The sequence below is a fragment of the Sulfuritalea hydrogenivorans sk43H genome (assembly GCF_000828635.1).
Lineage (GTDB): Bacteria > Pseudomonadota > Gammaproteobacteria > Burkholderiales > Rhodocyclaceae > Sulfuritalea > Sulfuritalea hydrogenivorans.
In genome coordinates, this window is sequence record NZ_AP012547.1 from 1,724,218 (window position 1) to 1,744,366 (window position 20,149).

The 20,149-nt window shown below is 65.1% G+C and carries 16 protein-coding genes; 14 read left to right on the top strand and 2 right to left on the bottom strand.

Translation table 11 applies throughout. The features are described from left to right. Window positions 1-442 precede the first annotated feature (442 nt). From SUTH_RS08485 to SUTH_RS08500, 4 genes are read left to right on the top strand one after another with little or no spacing between them, the layout of a single operon-like run. Window positions 443-1,405 (top strand): RluA family pseudouridine synthase, encoded by a 963-nt coding sequence (locus SUTH_RS08485; RefSeq protein WP_148312884.1) that lies wholly within the window; start codon window positions 443-445, stop codon window positions 1,403-1,405. Continuing rightward, window positions 1,389-2,045, top strand: a complete 657-nt coding sequence (locus SUTH_RS08490) for an HAD-IA family hydrolase (protein WP_041098548.1) — start codon at window positions 1,389-1,391, stop codon at window positions 2,043-2,045. Before SUTH_RS08485 ends, SUTH_RS08490 begins: the two co-directional genes overlap by 17 nt. Then, a complete protein-coding gene (locus SUTH_RS08495; RefSeq protein WP_084207548.1) occupies window positions 2,042-2,401 on the top strand; it encodes a Rieske (2Fe-2S) protein in 360 nt (119 codons plus the stop codon). The genes SUTH_RS08490 and SUTH_RS08495 overlap by 4 nt, the downstream gene beginning before the upstream one ends. Beyond that, window positions 2,394-3,335, top strand: a complete 942-nt coding sequence (locus SUTH_RS08500) for a S49 family peptidase (protein WP_408054961.1) — start codon at window positions 2,394-2,396, stop codon at window positions 3,333-3,335. Before SUTH_RS08495 ends, SUTH_RS08500 begins: the two co-directional genes overlap by 8 nt. Here the strand turns inward: SUTH_RS08500 and ppk1 are convergent. After that, window positions 3,322-5,406: a polyphosphate kinase 1 gene (ppk1, locus tag SUTH_RS08505; RefSeq protein ID WP_041098554.1), complete on the bottom strand. Its 2,085-nt coding sequence runs from the start codon at window positions 5,404-5,406 to the stop codon at window positions 3,322-3,324. The genes SUTH_RS08500 and ppk1 overlap by 14 nt on opposite strands. Window positions 5,407-5,502: 96 nt before the next feature. On the opposite strand from ppk1, the gene ppx reads away from it, so the two are divergent. From ppx to SUTH_RS08555, 10 genes are all read left to right on the top strand, one after another. Beyond that, complete coding sequence (gene ppx / locus SUTH_RS08510; protein ID WP_041098555.1) at window positions 5,503-6,987, top strand: exopolyphosphatase; 1,485 nt, start codon at window positions 5,503-5,505, stop codon at window positions 6,985-6,987. Between the two features lie 109 nt (window positions 6,988-7,096). Then, window positions 7,097-8,215, top strand: coding sequence for an ABC transporter permease (locus tag SUTH_RS08515; RefSeq protein ID WP_041098557.1), 1,119 nt, complete (start codon window positions 7,097-7,099; stop codon window positions 8,213-8,215). Further along, window positions 8,212-8,997: an ABC transporter ATP-binding protein gene (locus SUTH_RS08520; RefSeq protein ID WP_041098559.1), complete on the top strand. Its 786-nt coding sequence runs from the start codon at window positions 8,212-8,214 to the stop codon at window positions 8,995-8,997. The genes SUTH_RS08515 and SUTH_RS08520 overlap by 4 nt, the downstream gene beginning before the upstream one ends. An 11-nt stretch (window positions 8,998-9,008) precedes the next feature. Continuing rightward, complete coding sequence (locus SUTH_RS08525; protein WP_041098561.1) at window positions 9,009-9,956, top strand: MlaD family protein; 948 nt, start codon at window positions 9,009-9,011, stop codon at window positions 9,954-9,956. Continuing rightward, entirely contained in the window at window positions 9,953-10,573 is a 621-nt protein-coding gene (locus SUTH_RS08530; RefSeq protein ID WP_052473457.1) for an ABC-type transport auxiliary lipoprotein family protein, read from the top strand. Before SUTH_RS08525 ends, SUTH_RS08530 begins: the two co-directional genes overlap by 4 nt. Window positions 10,574-10,585: 12 nt before the next feature. Further along, on the top strand, window positions 10,586-12,223 hold the full coding sequence (locus tag SUTH_RS08535; protein WP_041098563.1) for an acyl-CoA synthetase: 1,638 nt from the start codon (window positions 10,586-10,588) through the stop codon (window positions 12,221-12,223). 154 nt (window positions 12,224-12,377) lie between these two features. Continuing rightward, window positions 12,378-14,789 (top strand): penicillin acylase family protein, encoded by a 2,412-nt coding sequence (locus tag SUTH_RS08540; protein ID WP_041098565.1) that lies wholly within the window; start codon window positions 12,378-12,380, stop codon window positions 14,787-14,789. Between the two features lie 29 nt (window positions 14,790-14,818). Then, entirely contained in the window at window positions 14,819-15,613 is a 795-nt protein-coding gene (locus SUTH_RS08545; protein ID WP_041098567.1) for an enoyl-CoA hydratase, read from the top strand. A 41-nt stretch (window positions 15,614-15,654) separates the two neighbouring features. Further along, window positions 15,655-18,459, top strand: a complete 2,805-nt coding sequence (locus SUTH_RS08550) for an AMP-binding protein (protein WP_041098570.1) — start codon at window positions 15,655-15,657, stop codon at window positions 18,457-18,459. Next, window positions 18,456-19,742 carry an MFS transporter gene (locus tag SUTH_RS08555; RefSeq protein WP_041098572.1) on the top strand — a complete coding sequence of 429 codons (1,287 nt, stop codon included), beginning with the start codon at window positions 18,456-18,458 and terminating at the stop codon, window positions 19,740-19,742. The genes SUTH_RS08550 and SUTH_RS08555 overlap by 4 nt, the downstream gene beginning before the upstream one ends. Here the strand turns inward: SUTH_RS08555 and SUTH_RS08560 are convergent. Then, window positions 19,739-20,059: a hypothetical protein gene (locus SUTH_RS08560; RefSeq protein WP_041098574.1), complete on the bottom strand. Its 321-nt coding sequence runs from the start codon at window positions 20,057-20,059 to the stop codon at window positions 19,739-19,741. The two genes, SUTH_RS08555 and SUTH_RS08560, sit on opposite strands and share 4 nt — an antisense overlap. Between the last annotated feature and the right edge of the window lie 90 nt (window positions 20,060-20,149).

A 20,149-nucleotide genomic window follows, 5' to 3' on the forward strand; every position in this document is an offset into this window, starting at 1 on the left:
ACGACAAGTCGCACATCGCGGGCGTCAGGACGCGGGCGGTGTGCCTCGGGTTTGCAGTTGGTTCGGCGTTTTCATGGTGCCTGTGGTTTAACGTGGCAAACGGGATTGATGACTTGTCTTCGGTAAGGCGGTCGCTGACTCATGATCAGCGTCCGGCAATCTGTGCCCAAATCTGTGCGTGTAGTGCGCGCAATAAAGTAGTATCGCTCTTTCGGGCGAGCGAAACACCCTGTGGTCGGCTGGTCGCGTTACCGGTGGGTTTGTGAAGTCCGCCGGCTGTCTTCTGCTGCTTTCGCGCCCTTGCTGCTTCCATGCACTTGATCGCTGAAATGCGACGCGGCACTGGCGGCAACAACACCCCGGGAACCGTGCCACCGACGCCACTTCGGGCCGCCGGGCACACCGTCGCGGGACGGCTAACCAAGCGATCAGTATATTGCAAATGAAGGACTTAAGCAAAGATTCGGTTACATGGCTTGAAGTCGGCGAAGAGTCCGAGGGACAGCGCATCGACAACTTCCTGTTGCGCATTGCCAAAGGCGTGCCGAAAAGCCACATCTACCGCATCCTGCGCAGCGGCGAGGTGCGGGTGAATAAAGGCCGGGTGCAGGCCGAATATCGCCTCCAACTCGGCGACAAGTTGCGCGTGCCGCCCATGCGTACTGCCGAGCGTCCTTCGCAAGTCGCTGTTCCGGCAAGGGATTTCGCGGTTGCTTTCGAGGACGAGGCATTCATCGTGGTGGACAAGCCGGCCGGCGTGGCGGTACACGGCGGCAGCGGGGTGTCCTTCGGCGTCATCGAGCAGTTGCGCCGCGCGCGCCCGCTGGCCAAATTCCTCGAACTGGCGCACCGGCTCGACCGGGACACCTCGGGCCTGCTGATCGTGGCCAAGAAGCGCATGGCGCTGACCAAACTGCATGACCAGTTTCGCGACGGGGTCATCAGCAAGCGCTATCTGGCGCTGGTCAAGGGCCGCTGGCGCAACGAGTTGCAACATGTGCGCCTGCCGCTGTACAAGTATCTGACGGCGGAAGGCGAGCGTCGGGTCAGCGTCGATGCGGAAGGCAAGCCTTCGCATTCGATCGTGCGGCTGGTGGCGCGTTGGGAGAATTTCAGCCTGGTCGAGGTGGAACTCAAGACCGGGCGGACGCATCAGATTCGCGTACACCTTTCGCATCTGGGTTTTCCGATCGCGGGAGACGACAAATATGGCGACTTTTCGCTGAACAAGACCTTGCAGAAGACCGGTCTCGGCCGCATGTTCCTGCATGCGGCGAAACTGGCGCTGCCGCATCCGTTGTCCGGGGTGCTGCTGGAACTGGGATCACCGTTGCCGATGGAGTTGCGCAGTTTTACCGAAATGCTTGATAGAAACGAGAAACGGGATTATGGCCAGGCGATATGAACTGATTGTTTTCGATTGGGACGGCACCCTCATGGATTCCACGAGTGCCATCGTCGCCAGCATCCAGGCGGCGGCGCGGGATCTCGGCTTGGAACCACCGTCCGACGAGCGTGCCAGCCACATCATCGGCCTCGGCCTGATCGATGCCCTGCGCCATGCCTTGCCGGATTTGCCTGCCGAGCGCTATCAGGCCGTCGCCGAGCGCTACCGTTATCATTTTCTGGCGCGCGACCATGAATTGCTTCTGTTCGAGGGCGCCAAAGAGTTGATCGACGAGTTGACCCGGGCCGGACATTTCCTCGCCGTGGCGACCGGCAAGACACGCAAGGGCCTCGATCGGGCTTTCGAGGTCAGCGGGCTCGGGCCGCGTTTCCATGCCTCGCGCTGCGCCGACGAATGTCATTCCAAGCCGCATCCGCAGATGCTTGAAGAACTGATGGACGAGTTCGGCGTCGAGCCTGAGGCGACGCTGATGATCGGCGACACCACCCACGACCTGCTGATGGCCAGGAACGCCGGCGTAGCGGCGCTGGGTGTGGCTTACGGTGCCCACCCACGCGACGCGCTGGAAGCGGAATCCCCGCTGTATTGCGCGGCCGATGTGCCGCAACTGGCTGCGTGGCTGCGGGAACGGGCTTGAAGCAGCGATTGGTCTGTGCCAGTGACGACCTGGTGGACGGGGGGCGGGGTGTGCGCTTCACCGTGAATCGCCATGGGGTCGACGAACCGGCGTTTGCGGTGCGCTTTCGCGGGCAGGTCCATGCCTACTTGAACCGCTGCGCCCATGTGCCGGTCGAAATGGACTGGCAGCAGGGCGAGTTCTTCGATCATTCAGGCTTATACTTGATTTGCGCAACGCACGGCGCGCTGTATGCCCCGGATTCAGGGCAATGCCTGATGGGTCGCTGCAACGGCAAAGGGCTGGTTGCGGTGTCCGTAACCGAGCATGACGGGCGGGTTTTGGTGATTGAGGAAGGCAGGGACAGTGTTGGATAGCAACGATAGCCAGTGGGAACGCAAGGTTCTGGAAAAAGTCGCGCTGGAAGCCATTGCCGAGCAGCGGCGGGGCCGCCGCTGGGGGATATTTTTCAAGCTGCTCGGGTTTGGCTATCTGGCGCTGATCCTTGGCCTGCTGGTGGACTGGGAAAGCTCGGACAAGCATCCCGACGGCACCAAAATCACCGCGCTGGTGAATCTGAACGGCGTCATCAAGGCCAAGGGCGATGCCAATGCCGAGCATGTCATCAGCGGCTTGCAGGCCGCATTTGAAAACAAGAATACAGCCGGGGTCATCCTGCGCATCAACAGCCCGGGCGGCAGCCCGGTTCAGTCCGGCATCATCAACGACGAAATGAAACGTCTGCGCGCGGCGCATCCGGCCATCCCGCTGCACGTGGTGGTGGAGGATGTTTGCGCCTCCGGCGGCTACTACGTCGCTGCGGCGGCGGACAAGATATTCGTGGACAAGGCCAGCATTGTCGGCTCGATCGGCGTGCTGATGGATGGCTTCGGTTTTACCGGCACCATGGAAAAACTCGGCGTCGAGCGCCGCTTGTTAACCGCCGGAGAGAGCAAGGGTTTCCTCGATCCCTTTTCGCCACAGAACGAGCAGCACAAGGACCATGCGAAGAAGATGCTGAACGAAATCCATCAGCAGTTCATCGACGTGGTGAGACAGGGCCGCGGCAAGCGGCTCAAGGAAACGCCCGACATGTTTTCCGGCCTGATGTGGAGCGGCGCCAGGAGCATCGAACTGGGCCTGGCCGATGGTTACGGCACGGTCGACAGCGTGGCGCGCGACGTGTTCAAGGCCGCCGACGTGCGCGATTTCAGCGTCAGGCAGAATTTTGCCGAGAAGTTCGCCAAGCAGTTCGGCGCCGACATGGCCGAGAGCATGGCGAATGTCATGACGCGGCTTACGCTACGTTGATGGCCCCCACCGCCATGTCGGCCAGCAGGAGTTCCTGAGCGCAGATTCGTGCGCGCCGCGTCGGCTTGATGCGGTACTCGCCGTTGCCGTTCATTTCCCAGGCCTGGCTGTTGTCCGCCAGGTAAGGCTTGAGCCCTTCCTTGAGCACCCGCCGCTTGAGTTTGGGTTCCAGCACCGGGAAGCTGATCTCGATGCGGCGGAAGAAATTGCGTTCCATCCAGTCGGCGCTGGACAGGTAGATGTCCTGCCTGCCATTGGCATGGAAATAGAAGATCCGGTGATGTTCGAGGAAGCGTCCAATCACCGAGCGCACCCGGATGTTTTCCGAAAGGCCCTTGATTCCCGGACGCAGCGAGCAGACGCCGCGCACGATCAGGTCGATGGTGACTCCCGCCGTGCTGGCCTCGTACAGGGCTTCGATGATCTCCGGTTCGAGCAGCGAATTCATCTTGGCGATGATGCGCGCCGATTTGCCGGCCTGGGCCGCTTCGATCTCGCCACGAATCGCGGCGAGCATCCTGGCATGCAGCGAGAACGGGGCCTGCCACAGGTGTTTTAGCGCCGTCGCCTTGCCCAGTCCGGTCAACTGCTTGAAAACCTCGTTGACGTCTTCCCCGATTTCGGGGCTCGAAGTCAGCAGGCCGAAGTCGGTATAGAAGCGCGTGGTGCGCGGATGGTAGTTGCCGGTTCCCAGATGGATGTAGCGGCGATAGCCGTGGTCCTCGCGGCGCAATACCATCAGCATCTTGGCGTGGGTCTTGTAGCCGACCACGCCGTAGACCACATGGGCGCCGACTTCCTCAAGCCGCGAGGCGATTGAAAGATTGGCTTCCTCGTCGAAGCGCGCCATCAGTTCCACCACGACGGTGACTTCCTTGCCTTTTTCGGCGGCGCGCAGCAGGTGCTCCATCAGCACCGATTCGGCGCCGGTGCGATACACGGTCATCTTGATCGCCACCACCAGTGGGTCGTCGGCAGCCTGTTGCAGCAGCTGGACTACCGGGCTGAAGGACTGGAAAGGGTGGTGCATCAGGATGTCGTGCTTGCGAATGCTCTCGAAAATGTCGTAACGCTTGCTCAGCACCTTGGGCAGGCCGGGCTGGAAGGGCGGATACATGAGGTCGGGGCGATCCACCTGGTCGGGTACCGACATCAGGCGCACCAGATTGACGATGCCAGGCACGCGATAGAGGTCGCTGCGCTCCAGCCCGAACTGCTGCAGCAGGAAGTCGGTCATGATTTCCGAACAGTTGTCGGCCACTTCCAGGCGCACGGCGTCGCCGAAGTGGCGTTGCGGCAGTTCTCCCTGCAGCGCGATGCGCAGGTTCTTCACTTCTTCGTCATCGACAAACAGGTCGGAATTGCGCGTGACGCGGAACTGGTAGCAACCGAGCACGTTCATGCCGGAGAACAGTTCGCTGACGTATTCGTGGAGCACCGATGACAGGAATACGAAGCCGTAGTCGACGCCGCTCAGCTTCTTCGGCAGCCGGATCACTCGCGGCAGGGCGCGTGGCGCCTGAACGATGGCGGCGCCGGAACTGCGGCCGAAGGCGTCGGTTCCTTCCAGTTCCACGGCGAAATTGAGACTCTTGTTCAGTACGCGCGGGAAGGGATGCGAGGGATCGAGCCCGATCGGGGTCAGCACCGGCATCACTTCATTGACGAAGAATTCGTGTATCCAGGCCCTCTGTTCCGCGGTCCACAGGCTGCGACGGAAGAAGACGATGTCTTCCTTTGCCAGCGAGGGAAGTATCACGTCGTTCAGCAGCGCGTACTGCTCGGCGATCAATTCATGGGCCTGCTCCGTGACACGACGGAAGACATCGAGCGGCAGCATGCCGTCGGCGCCGGCGGCGTGGCTGTCCAGCTTGAGCTGTTCCTTGAGGCCGGCGACGCGGATTTCGAAAAACTCGTCGAGGTTGGACGAAACGATGCACAGGAAGCGCAGGCGTTCCAGCAAAGGCACCCGGTCGTCGGCGGCCTGGGCAAGCACGCGCCGGTTGAATGCCAGCAGGGACAGTTCGCGGTTGAGAAAGTGATCGTTGGGAAAGCGGCGCGAGGCGGACATGAGGTCTTTCGGACGAGTCGAATCGAATGATTATGTGTCAATTATGTTGCCGTCGCATGACACCGGTCAAACTTTGGCAGGGGGTAGAATTGCAATATGGCCTACGAACTGATTGCCGCGGTCGATCTCGGCTCCAACAGCTTTCGCCTGCAGGTGGGTCGGATCGTGGCCAACCAGATTTATCCGCTGGATGGCCTCAAGGAATCGGTCAGGCTGGCCGCCGGCCTGACTCCCGACAAGCGGCTCGACGCGGCCGCGCAGCAGCGCGGTCTGGCTGCACTATCGCGTTTCGCCGAGCGTCTGCGCGATTTCGATCAGGGGGCGGTACGCGCGGTGGCGACGAATACGCTGCGTGTTGCCAAGAACGCCGAGCAGTTTCTGGAAAAGGCCGAGGCCGCGCTGGGTTTTCCGATCGAGGTGATTGCCGGACGCGAGGAAGCGCGCCTGATCTACCTCGGCGTTGCCCACACCCTGGCCAATCCGCAAACCCGCCAATTGGTCGTCGATATCGGCGGCGGCTCGACCGAATTCGTCATCGGCCAGAACATCGATCCGATTCGGCTCGAATCCCTCTACATGGGCTGCGTCAGCTTCAGCCTGCGATTTTTCCCCGACGGGCGCGTCGACAAGCGCTCCTTCAAGGAAGCGGAACTGGCGGCGCGGCGTGAGTTGCAGACCATCGTTCATGACTATCGCGAGACCGGCTGGGACGAGGCCATCGGCTCTTCGGGTACGGCCAAGGCGATTGTCGATTTGCTCGAATTGAACGGTTTCTCCGATCACGGCCTGACCCGCGAGGGCCTGGAAAAGCTGCGCGCCGAACTGCTGCACGCCGGCGAGGCCTCGCGCATGCGCCTGCAAGGCTTGCGTGCCGACCGGATTCCGGTGCTGCCCGGGGGCCTGGCGATCATGTCGGCCATCTTCAAGGAATTCGAACTGGAACGCATGGCCTTCTCGGAAGGCGCCTTGCGCCTTGGGGTGCTGTATGACCAGCTTGGCCGTTATCACCATGACGATCTGCGCGAAGCGACGGTGAATCGCTTCATGCAGCGCTATGAAGTGGATCGGCGTCAGGCGGCACGTGTCGCGCATACCGCGCTCGGCCTGCTCAACCAACTGGTTCCGGAAAGCCGCATCGCGGGCCATCCGGATGCCCAATTCCTGATCTGGGCGGCCCGCCTGCATGAAGTCGGGATTTCCGTGGCCCATTCGAGCTACCACAAGCACAGCGCCTACATCCTCGCCAATGCCGACATGCCGGGATTTTCCCGGCGTGATCAGGCGCGCCTGTCGCGATTGGTGCTGGCCCATCGCGGCAAGCTGGAGCGGGCCCAGCCCTTGCGCGGCGAAGCGCCGGAATGGACGCTGATCTTCTGCCTGCGAACGGCCGTGCTGCTGCACCGGTCGCGCGACGACCAGCCGCTGCCACCGCGTTTCGCCGGTTTTACACGCAATGGTTTTCAGCTGTCGCTGGGTGCCGACGGGCTGAACCTACTGCCGCTCACCACGGCGGCGCTGGAGGATGAGGCGCAGCAGTGGGCAGGCATCGGCGGCGAACTGCGGATTCAACGCGACGCCTGACATGGCATGCCTTGGGCGTGGCTATCCCGCCAGGGGATACCGTCCCGGCGCCGGCGCGCGGGACATATAATCAAAACTTCGTCATATCGCCCACACCAGCCTCTGCCTGATGTCTGACGCGCGCATTGAAGTGATCGTTCGCGAAGGCGAATCCCTCGTCAGGCTTTCCGGGCGCTGGACGCTGGCGACCACTTCCAGGCGCGTTGCGGAATTGTCGGCAGAACTGGGTCGTGCCGTGGCCCCGGCCAGCCGCTGGGATTGCCTGAACGTCGAGGCGATCGACAGCGCCGGCGCAATCCTGCTCTGGCGCGCGTGGGGCCGGAGCTTTCCACCTCGGCTGGCAATCAAGCCGGAGCATCGGCGGGTCTTCGAACGTATCGATGACGCCGACCATGAGCCGCGTGCGGCGATCGTGCCGCTCTCGCCGCTGCACGGCGCGATGGTGATCGGTTCCGCGGTAATCGGCATCTGGCGCCATCTGCTCGACTTCGTGGCCCTGGTGGGCCAGTTCGGCATGAATCTGGCGCATGTCCTGCGCTTTCCGGCCGACCTGCCCAGCCGGGAAATTTCCGCCAACCTCTACAAGAGCGGGGTGCGCGCGATGCCGGTGACGGCACTGGTGGGCTTTCTCATCGGCGTCGTGCTGTCCTACCTCTCGGCCCTGCAACTCAAGCAGTTCGGGGCGGACATTTTCATCGTCAACATCATCGGCCTCGGTCTGGTGCGGGAACTCGGGCCGGTGCTGGTGGCGATTCTGGTCGCCGGGCGTTCCGGTTCGGCGATGACGGCGCAACTGGGCGTGATGCGGGTGACCGAGGAGATCGATGCGCTGGCGACGATGGGCGTGCCGCGCGGCTTGCGCCTGGTGTTTCCAAAAGTGGTGGCGCTGACCATTGTCATGCCCCTGCTGGTGCTGTGGAGCACGGCGATCGCGATGATCGGCGGCATGGTGTCGGCCCAGTTGCAGCTCGACATTTCCTACGGCTTCTTCTTCCAGACCCTGCCGCGCGTGGTGCCGGCCGCCAATCTGTGGATCGGCCTGGCCAAGGGCGCGGTATTCGGCATGTTCGTGGCGCTGGTGGCCTGTCATTTCGGCCTCCGGGTACGGCCCAACACGGAGAGCCTGTCCGCCAACACCACGGCCTCGGTGGTTTCGGCGATCACAATCGTCATCATCATCGATGCCGTGTTCGCAATCGCCACGCGCGGCATCGGGCTGCCCCTGTGAACGGCCCCGTCATCCGCATTCGCGAGCTGTGCACCCGCTTCGGCGACGTGTGGATTCATCGCGGGCTCGACCTCGACATCCAGCGCGGCGAACTGGTGTCGCTGGTGGGCGGTTCCGGCAGCGGCAAGACCACGCTGCTGCGCATGATCATCGGCTTGCTGATGCCGACCAGCGGCAGTATCGAGGTGTTCGGCGAGCCCCTGTTCGGCGGCGGCGTGGCGCGCGAGCGTGCCTTGCGCCAGCGTTTCGGCGTGCTGTTCCAGCATGGGGCGTTGTTTTCAGCCTTCAACGTGTTCGACAATATTGCCTTCCCCTTGCGCGAGCTGAAGCGCTACGACGAGGGCGCAATTCGCGATCTGGTCATGCTCAAACTGTCGATGGTCGAACTGCTGCCGCGCCACGGCAAGCTGATGCCGGCCGAGCTTTCCGGCGGCATGATCAAGCGCGTCGCGCTGGCGCGCGCGCTGGCGCTGGAGCCGGAACTGCTGTTGCTCGACGAGCCGACCGCCGGGCTCGATCCGGATCGTTCCGACAGCTTCGTGCGCCTGATCCGCATGCTGGGCGAAGAACTCGGCCTCACCGTGATGCTGGTCACGCATGATCTTGATACGCTGGCGGCGCTCTCGACGCGGGTTGCGGTGCTGGCCGAACACAAGATTCTGGCCTATGGCACCACCGACGAAATCATGCATACCGATCATCCCTTCATTCGCAACTTTTTCCTTTCCGAGCGTAGCGTGCGGGCCCTGCAGAATGCGGGACACGCCGTCACGCCGTACTGAAAGCGTCGAACATGGAAAACCGATCTCACGCACTGGCCGCCGGGATATTCACGATCCTGCTCGGCATTGCCGCCGCGATTGCCCTCTGGTGGCTGGGGCAGAGCCGCGACTCGGCGGCGACCTACATCCTGGAAACGCGCGGCAACGTGACTGGGCTCAACGTCCAGGCGCAGGTGCGCTATCGCGGCATCCGGGCCGGCAAGGTCGATGCCATCGAGCCGGATGAGAAGGATCCGCGGGTGCTGCTGGTGCACATCAACCTCGAAAACCGGTTCAGGCTGACACGGGGCAGCACAGCCCAACTCGGCTATCAGGGCGTCACCGGGCTGGCCTATGTGGAGATCGAAGACGACGGTTCTTCAGCCGAGCCGCTGGCGGGAAAGGATGGCGCGCCGCCGCGCATTGCATTGCGGCCCACGGTATTCGATACGCTGGGCGAGAAGGCGGGCGACATCGTGGACCAGATCAGCGCCTCGTCCCTGCGCCTGAGCAAGCTGCTGGACGACAGGAACATCCAGAATCTCACGCGTGCGCTGGAGAACGTGGCCGCGGCGTCGGAAGGCATGCGCGAGATGCCGGCCATCCTGGCATCGGTGCGCGAGGCGCTGTCGGAAAACAACATGCGCAGCATGCGGCAGATCCTGGCGCATGTCGAAAAGGCGGCGGGGGAGAGCGCGCCGCTGACCACGGAGATGCGCGAACTGGTGAAGTCGATGAGCCTCCTCTCGCGCCGCTTCGACACCCTGGCAGGCAGCGCCGGGGACGAGTTGACCAGCGCCACCCTGCCGCGTGCCAATGCGCTGATGCGCGAACTGGCAGCCAATTCGCGGCAATTGTCGCGGGTGCTGGATGGGCTTGAGAGCAATCCGCAGATGCTGATTTTCGGCCGTGGCGCGGCAGCGCCCGGCCCCGGCGAGGCGGGCTTTTCCGCGCCGGCCAAACAAGGAGAAGGGCGATGATGAAGTGGGGAATCCCGATTCTCGCGGGCATGCTGCTGGCGGCGTGCGGCGGCAACGTGCGGACCGCCGCCGAGACGGCGCGGTACGACCTGGGCGACCATACCGACAAGTCGACAGCGACATGGTCGGGCGCGCGAATTCCGATCGCGACGGTCGACGTGCAGTCCGCATCCTGGCTGGCGAACCAGTCCATGCATTTCCGCCTGGCCTATGCCGAACCCCTGCGGCGCCAGAGCTACGCCGAAAGCCGCTGGGCCGCGCCACCCGCCGAATTGCTGGAGCGCGTGCTGCGCCGTCGCGTGGTGTTCGGCCAGCCCGACTTCAGCGGCAGCGGCTGCCGTCTGCACCTGGTGCTGGACGAGCTGGAACAGCGCTTCGACGATGCCCAGGCGAGCAGGATCGTGCTGGAGGTTCGTGCCGTGCTGACCCCCGTGCGCGGCGCCGACATTCTCTCCAAGCGGGCTTTCCTGATCCAGAGGCCCGCCGCCGCCGCGACGGCAAGGGGCGGCGTCGCCGCCGCGCGCGACGCGGTGCAGGGCCTGGCCGATGAACTCGGGGTCTGGCTGGATGAAACGGCCCGCGAGAAGCCTGCTATTGTTGAACGCTGTCGCACTTGACGAGGTGAACTCATGAGCAATCCCTACGCCACGGGTCTGGACAAGAATCCGGCCAACTACGTACCGCTGACGCCGCTCAGCTTCATCGAACGTTCGGCCTACATTTATCCCGAACGCGTGGCGTCGATACACGGCAGTCGCCGCTACACCTGGGGCCAGGAATACGAGCGCAGCCGGCGCCTGGCTTCGGCGCTGGCCATGCGCGGAGTCGGCGCTGGCGACACGGTGGCCGTGATGCTGAACAACACGCCGGAGATGTTCGAATGCCATTTCGGCGTGCCGATGTGCGGCGCGGTGCTCAACACGCTCAACACGCGCCTCGATCCTGAATCGATCGCCTTCATGCTCAACCATGGCGAGGCCCGGGTGCTGATCACTGACCGGGAATATTCGGGGATGGTGAAAAAGGCCCTGGCCGAACTGGGGCGCGAGATCCTCGTCGTCGATGTCGATGATCCCGAATACACCGGCCCCGGTGAGCGTGTCGGCAGCATCGATTTTGAAACCCTGCTGGCCAGCGGCCGCCCCGACTACGCATGGAAGACGCCGGCGGACGAATGGGACGCGATCTCGCTCAACTACACGTCCGGCACCACGGGCAATCCCAAGGGCGTGGTCTACCACCATCGCGGCGCCTACCTCAACGCGCTGTCCAACATCGTCTCCTGGGGCATGCCGCCGCAATCGGTGTACCTGTGGACGCTGCCAATGTTCCACTGCAACGGCTGGTGCTTTCCGTGGACCGTGGCGGCCAATTCGGGCACCAACGTCTGCCTGCGCCGTGTCGATCCGAAGCTGATCCTCGACGCGATCCGCGAGCACAAGGTGACTCATTATTGCGGCGCGCCCATCGTGCATTCGATGCTGATCAGCGCGCCGGCCGAGTGGCGCAAGGGCATCGAGCACAAGGTCTCGGCGCTGGTCGCCGCGGCGCCGCCGCCGGCTGCCGTGATCGAAGGCATGGGCAAGATCGGCTTCAACATCACCCACGTTTATGGCTTGACCGAAACCTACGGTCCGGCGGCCGTGTGCGCCAAGCACGACGAATGGCTGGAGTTGCCGCTCGATGAGCAGGTGCGCATGAACGGCCGCCAGGGCGTGCGCTACCACTGCCAGGAAGGCGTCACCGTAATGGACCCGGAAACCATGCAGCCGGTGCCCTGGGACGACCAGACCATGGGCGAGATCATGTTCCGTGGCAACATCGTGATGAAGGGCTACCTGAAGAACCCGAAGGCGACGGAAGAAGCGTTCCACGGCGGCTGGTACCACACCGGCGATCTGGCCGTGATGCAGCCCGACGGCTACATCAAGATCAAGGATCGCAGCAAGGACGTGATCATTTCCGGCGGCGAGAACATTTCCTCGATCGAGGTGGAGGACACCCTGTATCGCCATCCCGCCGTGATGGGCGCCGCCGTGGTCGCCACGCCCGATCCGAAATGGGGCGAAGTGCCCTGCGCCTTCATCGAACTGCGCGAAGGCTCCAGCGTCACGGCGGAGGAACTGACCGAGTTCTGCCGCGAGCGCATGGCGCGCTTCAAGGTGCCCAAGCACTTCATTTTCGAGGCCTTGCCGAAAACCTCGACCGGCAAGATCCAGAAATTCGTGCTGCGCGAGAAGGCCAAATCGGCTGCGTCGTTCGAATAGGCGGCTGATGATTAATGTGAAACAACTCGTTCGGAGCGACTGGTGATAGCCGAGCAAAGCGAGCTGATTGGTAGCCCCCCGCGAGGGGGGATGGGGGGCGGGCCTTCAATTCGCCTTTCGCGTGTTTCATCTTCTGCGGGCGGAGCTTGCCACCATGAGCGTTAGGAACTGGCTGCCGCGGATTGCCGGAGTGTTGCTGGCCGTGCTGGGCCTGGTCGTGCTGGTCGGCGTGATCTGGTGGCGGGTCGTCGCGCCGGTGACCGAGGGCGGGATAGCAGTCGCCGGCCTGGTCGGCGAGGTCAGCATCGAGCGCGATGAAGCCGGCATTCCGACCGTGCGTGGCGCGAACCGCGATGCCGTGCTGTTCGGGCTGGGCTTCGTCCATGCGCAGGATCGCTTGTGGCAACTCGAAACGCATCGCCGGATCGGTTCCGGACGGCTGTCCGAGGCCTTCGGTCCGGGGGCGCTCGACAACGACAAGTTCCTGCGTGCGCTTGGCGTGCGCCGTGCGGCTGCGGCGCAGTGGGAGCAACTCGGCGGTGATGCGCGCGCCGCGGTACTGGCCTACACCGCAGGCATCAATGCCTTCGCCGGCCACATGCGGGCGCGGCCGCCCGAGTTCCTGATCCTCGGTTTGCAGCCGGAGCCCTGGACGCCGTTGGATACCCTGGCCTGGGGCATCATGATGGCCTGGGACCTGGGTGGCAACTGGACCAATGAGCTGCTGCGCATGCGTCTCGCCCTGAGCTTGCCGGTGCAGCGCATCAACGAATTGCTGCCGCCCTATCCGGGCGAGAAATCGCTCGCAACCCGCGACTACGCCGCGTTGTATCGCGAGCTGAAAATCAGTGGCGAACTGGGCAAGCAGGCTTTGCTCGATGCGCCCGAATCCGGCGTCGAGGGTGTCGGTTCCAACAACTGGGTGGTTGCCGGTTCGCATACCGTGTCCGGCAAGCCCTTGCTGGCCAACGATCCGCATCTCAAGCTGACGGCGCCGGCGCTGTGGTATTTCGCGCGGCTGGAAGCACCGGGCCTCAAGGTGGCCGGGGCCACCATGCCCGGCTTGCCGATGGTGGTGCTGGGGCAGAACGATCGCATCGCCTGGGGTTTCACCAACACCAACCCCGACGTGCAGGATGTCTATCTGGAGCAGATCAAGCCGGACGACGCGTCGCGTTACCGTACGCCGGAAGGCTGGGCGCCGTTCCAGTCGTTTGCCGAGACCATCCGCGTCAAGGGGCAGGCCGACGTCAGTCTCACGGTACGCGCCACGCGCCATGGCCCGGTGATTTCGGATGCCGGCACGGCCATGGTCGCCGGCCTAAGCGGCGCGGCAAGCGGACCGACCTACGCTCTCGCGCTGCGCTGGACGGCGCTCGATGCCGACGCGGCCAGCATCGATGCCGGCCTGGCGATCAGCGGCGCCGGATCGGTGGGCGAATTCGTCAACGCTGCGGAGAAGTACAAGGCGCCGATGCAGAACATGGTGGTGGCCGATGTCGACGGCAATATCGGTTTCATCGCCGCCGGCCGCATTCCGCTACGCCGCGCCGACAACGATTTGCGCGGGCAGGCGCCCGCGCCCGGCTGGGAGGCACGCTACGATTGGGACGGCTTCCTTGTCGCGGACAAGACGCCGCGTGAGATCAATCCGCCGCGCGGCTGGATCGCCACCGCCAATCACCGTATCACCAGCGCCGACTATCCGCATTACATCACCAGTGAATGGGCGGTGCCGTATCGGCAGCAGCGCATCGAAACCCTGCTCAAGGAGCGGCCGCAGCACGACAAGGAAAGCCTGCGCCGGATCCAGACTGACGTCGTCTCGCTGGCCACGCAGCGCCTGCTGCCCTGGCTGCGGCAGGCCAAACCGGCGCATGCGCTGGGCGCAACAGCCATGCAGCGGTTGACGGCCTTCGACGGCGAAATGCGCGCCGGCGATGCGGCGCCGCTGATCTTCGCCGCATGGGCACGGGAACTGACGCGCGCCGTGTTCGCCGATGAAATGGGCGGCGACGACGCCTATCTGCGCCAGGTCGGGCGCAGCGATTTCCGTGCGGCGCTCGAAGGCGTGCTCGAACGAAACGACGCCTGGTGGTGCGACGACAAGGCCACGCCGGCGGTGGAAACCTGCGAACGACTCATCAGCCGTTCGCTCGATCGGGCGCTCGACGAATTGCAGCAGCGGCTTGGGCCGGACCTGGCGCGCTGGCAGTGGGGTGCGGTGCACCAGGCGCGTTCGGAGCATCGGCCGTTCTCGAAGGTCAAGGCGCTGGCGCCCTGGTTCGAGCTGCGCACCGCGACCGGCGGCGACAACTACACCGTCAACGTCGCCCGCTACCACCTCAAGGGCGACGAGCCCTACCTCAACGAACATGCCGCCAGCCTGCGCGCCATCTACGATCTGAAGGACACCGTCAATTCGAGCGTGATGCATTCCAGCGGCCAGTCCGGGCTGGTGCTGGCGCCGGAGTATCGCGGCTTCGTCGGACCATGGACTGCCGTGCGCGACCTGCCGCTGTGGGGCAAGGGGAATCGCATCCTGGTCCTGCATGGGGCAAAATGAGCCCATCGAACACCGCAAGGAGACGCACCATGAATGCACCCGAAACCACATTGCCCATCCTGATGCGCGAGGACAGGGAGGGCGTCGCCACGCTGACGCTCAACCGTCCGACGCAGTTCAACTCGCTGTCGGAAGAAATGCTCGGCGAGTTGCAGGCGGCGCTGAATGCCATCGCTGCCGACAAGACGGTGCGCGCCGTGGTCATCGCCGGCGCCGGCAAGGCCTTTTGCGCCGGCCACGACCTCAAGCAGATGCGCGCCAACCACAGCAAGACCTACATGCAGAAGCTGTTCAAGCAATGCGGCAAGGTGATGATGAGCATCGTCGAAATGCCGCAGCCGGTGATCGCGCGCATCCACGGCATCGCCACGGCGGCCGGCTGCCAGCTGGTCGCCATGTGCGATCTGGCGGTGGCGGCGGAGGGCGCGCGCTTCGCGGTGTCCGGCATCAACGTCGGCCTCTTCTGCTCGACGCCCTCGGTGGCGCTGGGCCGTGCCATGGGCCGCAAAGAGGCGATGGAAATGCTGCTCACCGGCGATTTCATCGACGCCGCCGAAGCGCAGCGGCGCGGCCTGATCAATCGCGTGGTACCGCTGGAACAACTCGATGCCGAAGTGAAAAAGCTTACCGATTCGATCTGCGCCAAGTCCGCCGTCGCGGTCGGCATGGGCAAGCAGATGTTCTACAAGCAGCTCGAAATGGGCCTCGACGGCGCCTACCAGCTGGCGGTGGAAACCATGGCCTGCAACATGATGGCCGACGACGCGGCCGAAGGCATCGATGCCTTCATGCAAAAGCGCAAGCCGGAGTGGAAGGGCTGCTGAACGTTCTGAAGAGTCGGCGCTGGCGGTACGGCGTTTAACACATGGAGCCGGCTTCAACAGCCGAACCGTCGGCGCAACTGCTGTCCATCGTCGACCGGCTGGTGGCCGAAGTGCGCCCGGGGACGCGCTCTCAGGCGCGGCTCGACAGCGCGCTGGACAAGGACCTCGGGCTCGACAGCCTGGCGCGGGTGGAACTGCTGGCGCGCATTGAGCAGGCCTTCGGCGTGCGCCTGCCCGACGACCTGCTGGGTTCGGCCGAAACGCCGCGCGATCTGCTGCGGGCTGTGGCTGCCGGCACGCCCGCTGGGGGCGGAGACGCCCTCGATCAGGCGCAATGGGAAGCGCCGGCGCCGGTCGAGGAGGGCAAGCCCGAACACGCCACGACTTTGGTCGAGGTACTGCAATGGCATGCGCGGCGGCATCCCGAACGGCCGCATGTTTTCTTCCAGCGCAGCGCAAGCGACACCGATACCTTCAGCTACGGCCAACTGCTGGCGACGGCGCGCGAGGTGGCCGCCGGCCTGCGCGGCATCGGCGTCGCGCCCGGCCAGTGCGTCGCGCTGATGCTGCCGACCGGGCTGGAATTCTTCCAGAGCTTCTACGGCATCCTGCTGGCCGGCGCGGTGCCGGTGCCGATCTATCCGCCGACGCGGCCCGGGCAGATCGAGGACCACCTGCGCCGCCAGGCCGGCATATTGCAGAACTGCGAAGCCGTGGCGCTGATCAGTTTCGATGCCGCGCGGTTGGTGGCGCGCATCCTTTCCGGGCTGGTGCCAAGCCTGCGCGAGGTGACGACCCCCGAGGAATTGCGCGACGCGGGGCGAGGCGCCGCGCCGGCCGCGGATCATCGCGGGCATGCCGGCGAGATTGCCTTCATCCAATACACCTCGGGCTCCACCGGCAATCCCAAGGGCGTGACGCTCGATCACGGCAACCTGCTGGCCAACATCCGCGCCTGGGGTCAGGCCGTCGCGCTGACGCCGGCCGACGTGGTGGTGAGCTGGCTGCCGCTGTATCACGACATGGGCCTGATCGGCGCCTGGCTGGGCAGCCTCTACCACGCCTGTCCGCTGGTGCTGATGTCGCCGCTGGATTTCCTGGCGCGCCCCGAGCGCTGGCTGTGGGCCATCCACCAGCATCGCGGCACGGTCACCGCCGCGCCCAATTTCGCTTTCGAGCTTTGCCTGCGCCACCTCGATCCGGCCCGGTTGCAAGGCCTCGACCTGAGTTCGTGGCGCTATGCGGCCAACGGCGCCGAGCCGGTGGCGGCCGAGACGCTGGCGCGCTTCACGGCTGCCTTCCATCCTTACGGCTTTCGCGCCGAGGCGCTGGCGCCGGTGTATGGCCTGGCCGAGTGTTCGGTCGGCCTTGCCGTGTCGCCGCCCGGACGCGGGCCGCTGATCGACCGGGTGCAGCGCGAGGCGCTGGCAGCAGGTTCCGCGCTGCCGGCCGCGCCCGACGACATCAATGCCTTGCAACTGGTGGCCTGCGGCCTGCCGCTGCCGGAGCATGAGGTGCGCATCGTCGATGATGGCGGCGCCGAACTGCCGCCGCGCCGCGTCGGCCGCCTGGAGTTTCGCGGACCGTCGGCGACGCGCGGCTACTACCGCAATGCCGAGGCCAGCGCGAAGCTGATTCGCGACGGTTGGCTCGATTCCGGCGACCTCGCCTATCTCGCCGACGGCGATATTTTCATCACCGGCCGCATCAAGGACATGATCATTCGCGGCGGGCGCAACCTCTATCCCTACGAGCTGGAAGAAGCCGTCGGCGGCATTCCCGGCGTGCGTCGCGGCTGCGTCGCGGTGTTCGGCGTGCCGGTGGCCGGGCAGGGCACCGAGAAACTGGTGGTGGTGGCGGAAACCCGTGAGACGCGCGCAGCGGCCCGCGAGGAACTGGTCCGCCGCATCAACGGCCTGACCGTCGATCTGCTCGGCACGCCGCCGGACGATGTGGTGCTGGCGCCGCTGCATGCCGTGCTGAAAACCTCGAGCGGCAAGATCCGGCGCGCGGCGACGCGCGAGATTTATTGCGGCGAAGGATTTGCCGGCGGCGGCCGTGCGCTTTGGTTGCAGGTCGTGCGGCTCGGCCTGGCCGGTTTCCGGCAGGGCGCCGTCGCCTCCATTCGGCGCAGCGGCGAACTGCTCTACGGCGCTTATGCCTGGAGCATCTACGGCCTGCTGGCGCCGCCGGCCGCCGCCGGCATCCTGCTGCTGCCCGACCCGGCGCTGCGCTGGCGTTTCGCGCACGCGATCGCGCGTACCTGCGTGCGCCTGTGCGGTGTCCGTTTGCAGGTCGACGGCCTGGAGCATTGGCCGCCGCAGGCCGGCGTGCTGGTCGCCAACCACGCCAGCTATGTCGACAGCATCGTGCTGGCGGCGACGCTGCCGCAGCCGGTGGCCTTCGTCGCCAAGCAGGAGCTGGCCGCGCATCCGCTTGCCGGCCCGCTGCTGCGGCGTCTGGGGGCAGCCTTTGTCGAGCGCTTCGATGCGCGGCAGGGCGTCGACGATGTGCGTCGCCTGGCGGATGTCGCCGGCACGCGCTCGCTGTTCTTCTTCGCCGAAGGCACCTTCACCCGCCAGAAGGGCTTGCGGCCCTTCCGCCTCGGTGCGTTCCAGATCGCGGTGCAAAACAGGCTGGCGGTGACGCCGGTGGTGCTGGCCGGCACCCGCGACGTCCTGCGTGATGAATCCTGGCTGCCGCGATGCGGCGCGGTTCGCGTCAGCATCGGCGCGCCGATTGCTCCTGCCGGCGAAGGCTGGCAGGCGGCGCTGCAACTGCGCGATGCGACGCGGGCGGCGATCCTGCGCGACTGCGGCGAGCCCGATCTGGACGGCACGCCATGAGCAGGATTCTTGCCGATGGCGTCAAGGCGCGCGAAGTCTGGGCCTGGGCCATGTACGACTTCGCCAACTCGGCCTACACGACAACGGTGGTGACGGCGATCTTCAACGCCTATTTCGTCGCCGTGGTCGCCGCCGGCGCCTCCTGGGCGACGCTGGCCTGGACCACGACGCAGGCCATCGCCAGCGTCGCCATCATGCTCACCGCGGCCAGCGTCGGCGCCTATGCCGATCGCCACGGCGCCAAGAAGAAGCTGCTGGCGTTGACCACGGTCGGTTGTGTGGCGGCCACCGCCGGCCTGTTCTGGGTCGGTCCCGGCGACGTCGTGCTGGCGATGGCGCTGGTGGCGATCGCGAGCTTTTTCTTCGGCAGCGGCGAGAACATCGTCGCCGCCTTCCTGCCGGAGCTGGCGGGCGAGGACGACCTCGGCAAGGTGTCCGGCTGGGGCTGGAGCTGGGGCTATCTGGGCGGCATGGCCTGCCTCGGCCTGTGCCTGGCCTGGATCGTCGCCGCCAAGGGCCGCGGCGAGGCGGCGGAAAGCTTCGTGCCGGCCGCGATGCTGATCACCGCCGTCTTTTTCGCCGTGGCGTCAGCGCCGACTTTCCTGCTGCTGCGCGAACGGGTGCCGGAAAAACCCGTGACGGATGCCGGCGCGGAATTCTCCATGCTGGCGCATCGTTTGCTGATCACCGCTCGCGAGGCGCGGCGCTTTCCCGACATGGCGCGCTTCATGGTTTGCCTGCTGTGCTACCAGTCGGGGGTGTTCGCCGCGATCGCACTGGCGGCGATTTATGCGCAGGAGGCGATCGGCTTCACGGCCGAAGACAACATCAAGCTGTTCTTCGTGGTCAATGGCACGGCCGCCATCGGCGCTTTCGCTTTCGGCTATTTGCAGGATCGGCTGGGACATGTGCGCACCATCGCCCTGACACTGGCGGGCTGGCTGCTGATGACGGCGATTGCGCTGGGTTCCGACAGCCGCGAACAGTTCTGGGTGGCGGCCAATGTCGCCGGCCTGTGCCTGGGCTCCAGCCAGGCGGCCGCACGCGCGCTGGTGGCCGTGTTCGCGCCGGCACCACGGCGGGCGGAGTTTTTCGGCCTCTGGGGCCTGGCGATGAAACTGGCGGCTGTTGCCGGCCCCATGACCTATGGCCTCACGACCTGGCTGTCGGGCGGCAACCATCGCCTGGCACTGGCGATTACCGGGCTCTATTTTGTCGGCGGCCTGCTGCTGCTGATCGGCATCGACGAGAAACGCGGTCGTGCCGCCGCGCTGGACGGCTAGCGGCAGGCGGCGGCCACCCGGCGCATTTTTTCGAGGATGGCCGCGGCTTCTTCCGCGCTGCCGACGGGAATTTTTGCTTCGTGGCCGGCGCCAAACGATCCACCACCGTAGGAGATTTTCAGTTCGCTGCGCGTCGCCTCGACGAACTGGACAATGCCCAGATTGATCCAGCGGCGCTTGCCGGCATCATCGACGGGAATCTCGTACAGGCAGAATGCGGTCGATCCCGGGATCACGGGCTGGGCGCTCGCTGCGCGCGTCCCCATCAGCGCGAATGCGGCAACGCCGAGCAGGGGAAGGGCGACACGTCGGATCATGGCACTTTCTCCGGGGCGGGTTTTCAGTGTAGCGCAACGGGCACATCGCCAAAAGCGGCTTGATGCGCGGCTTTCGAAATAATTCGTATC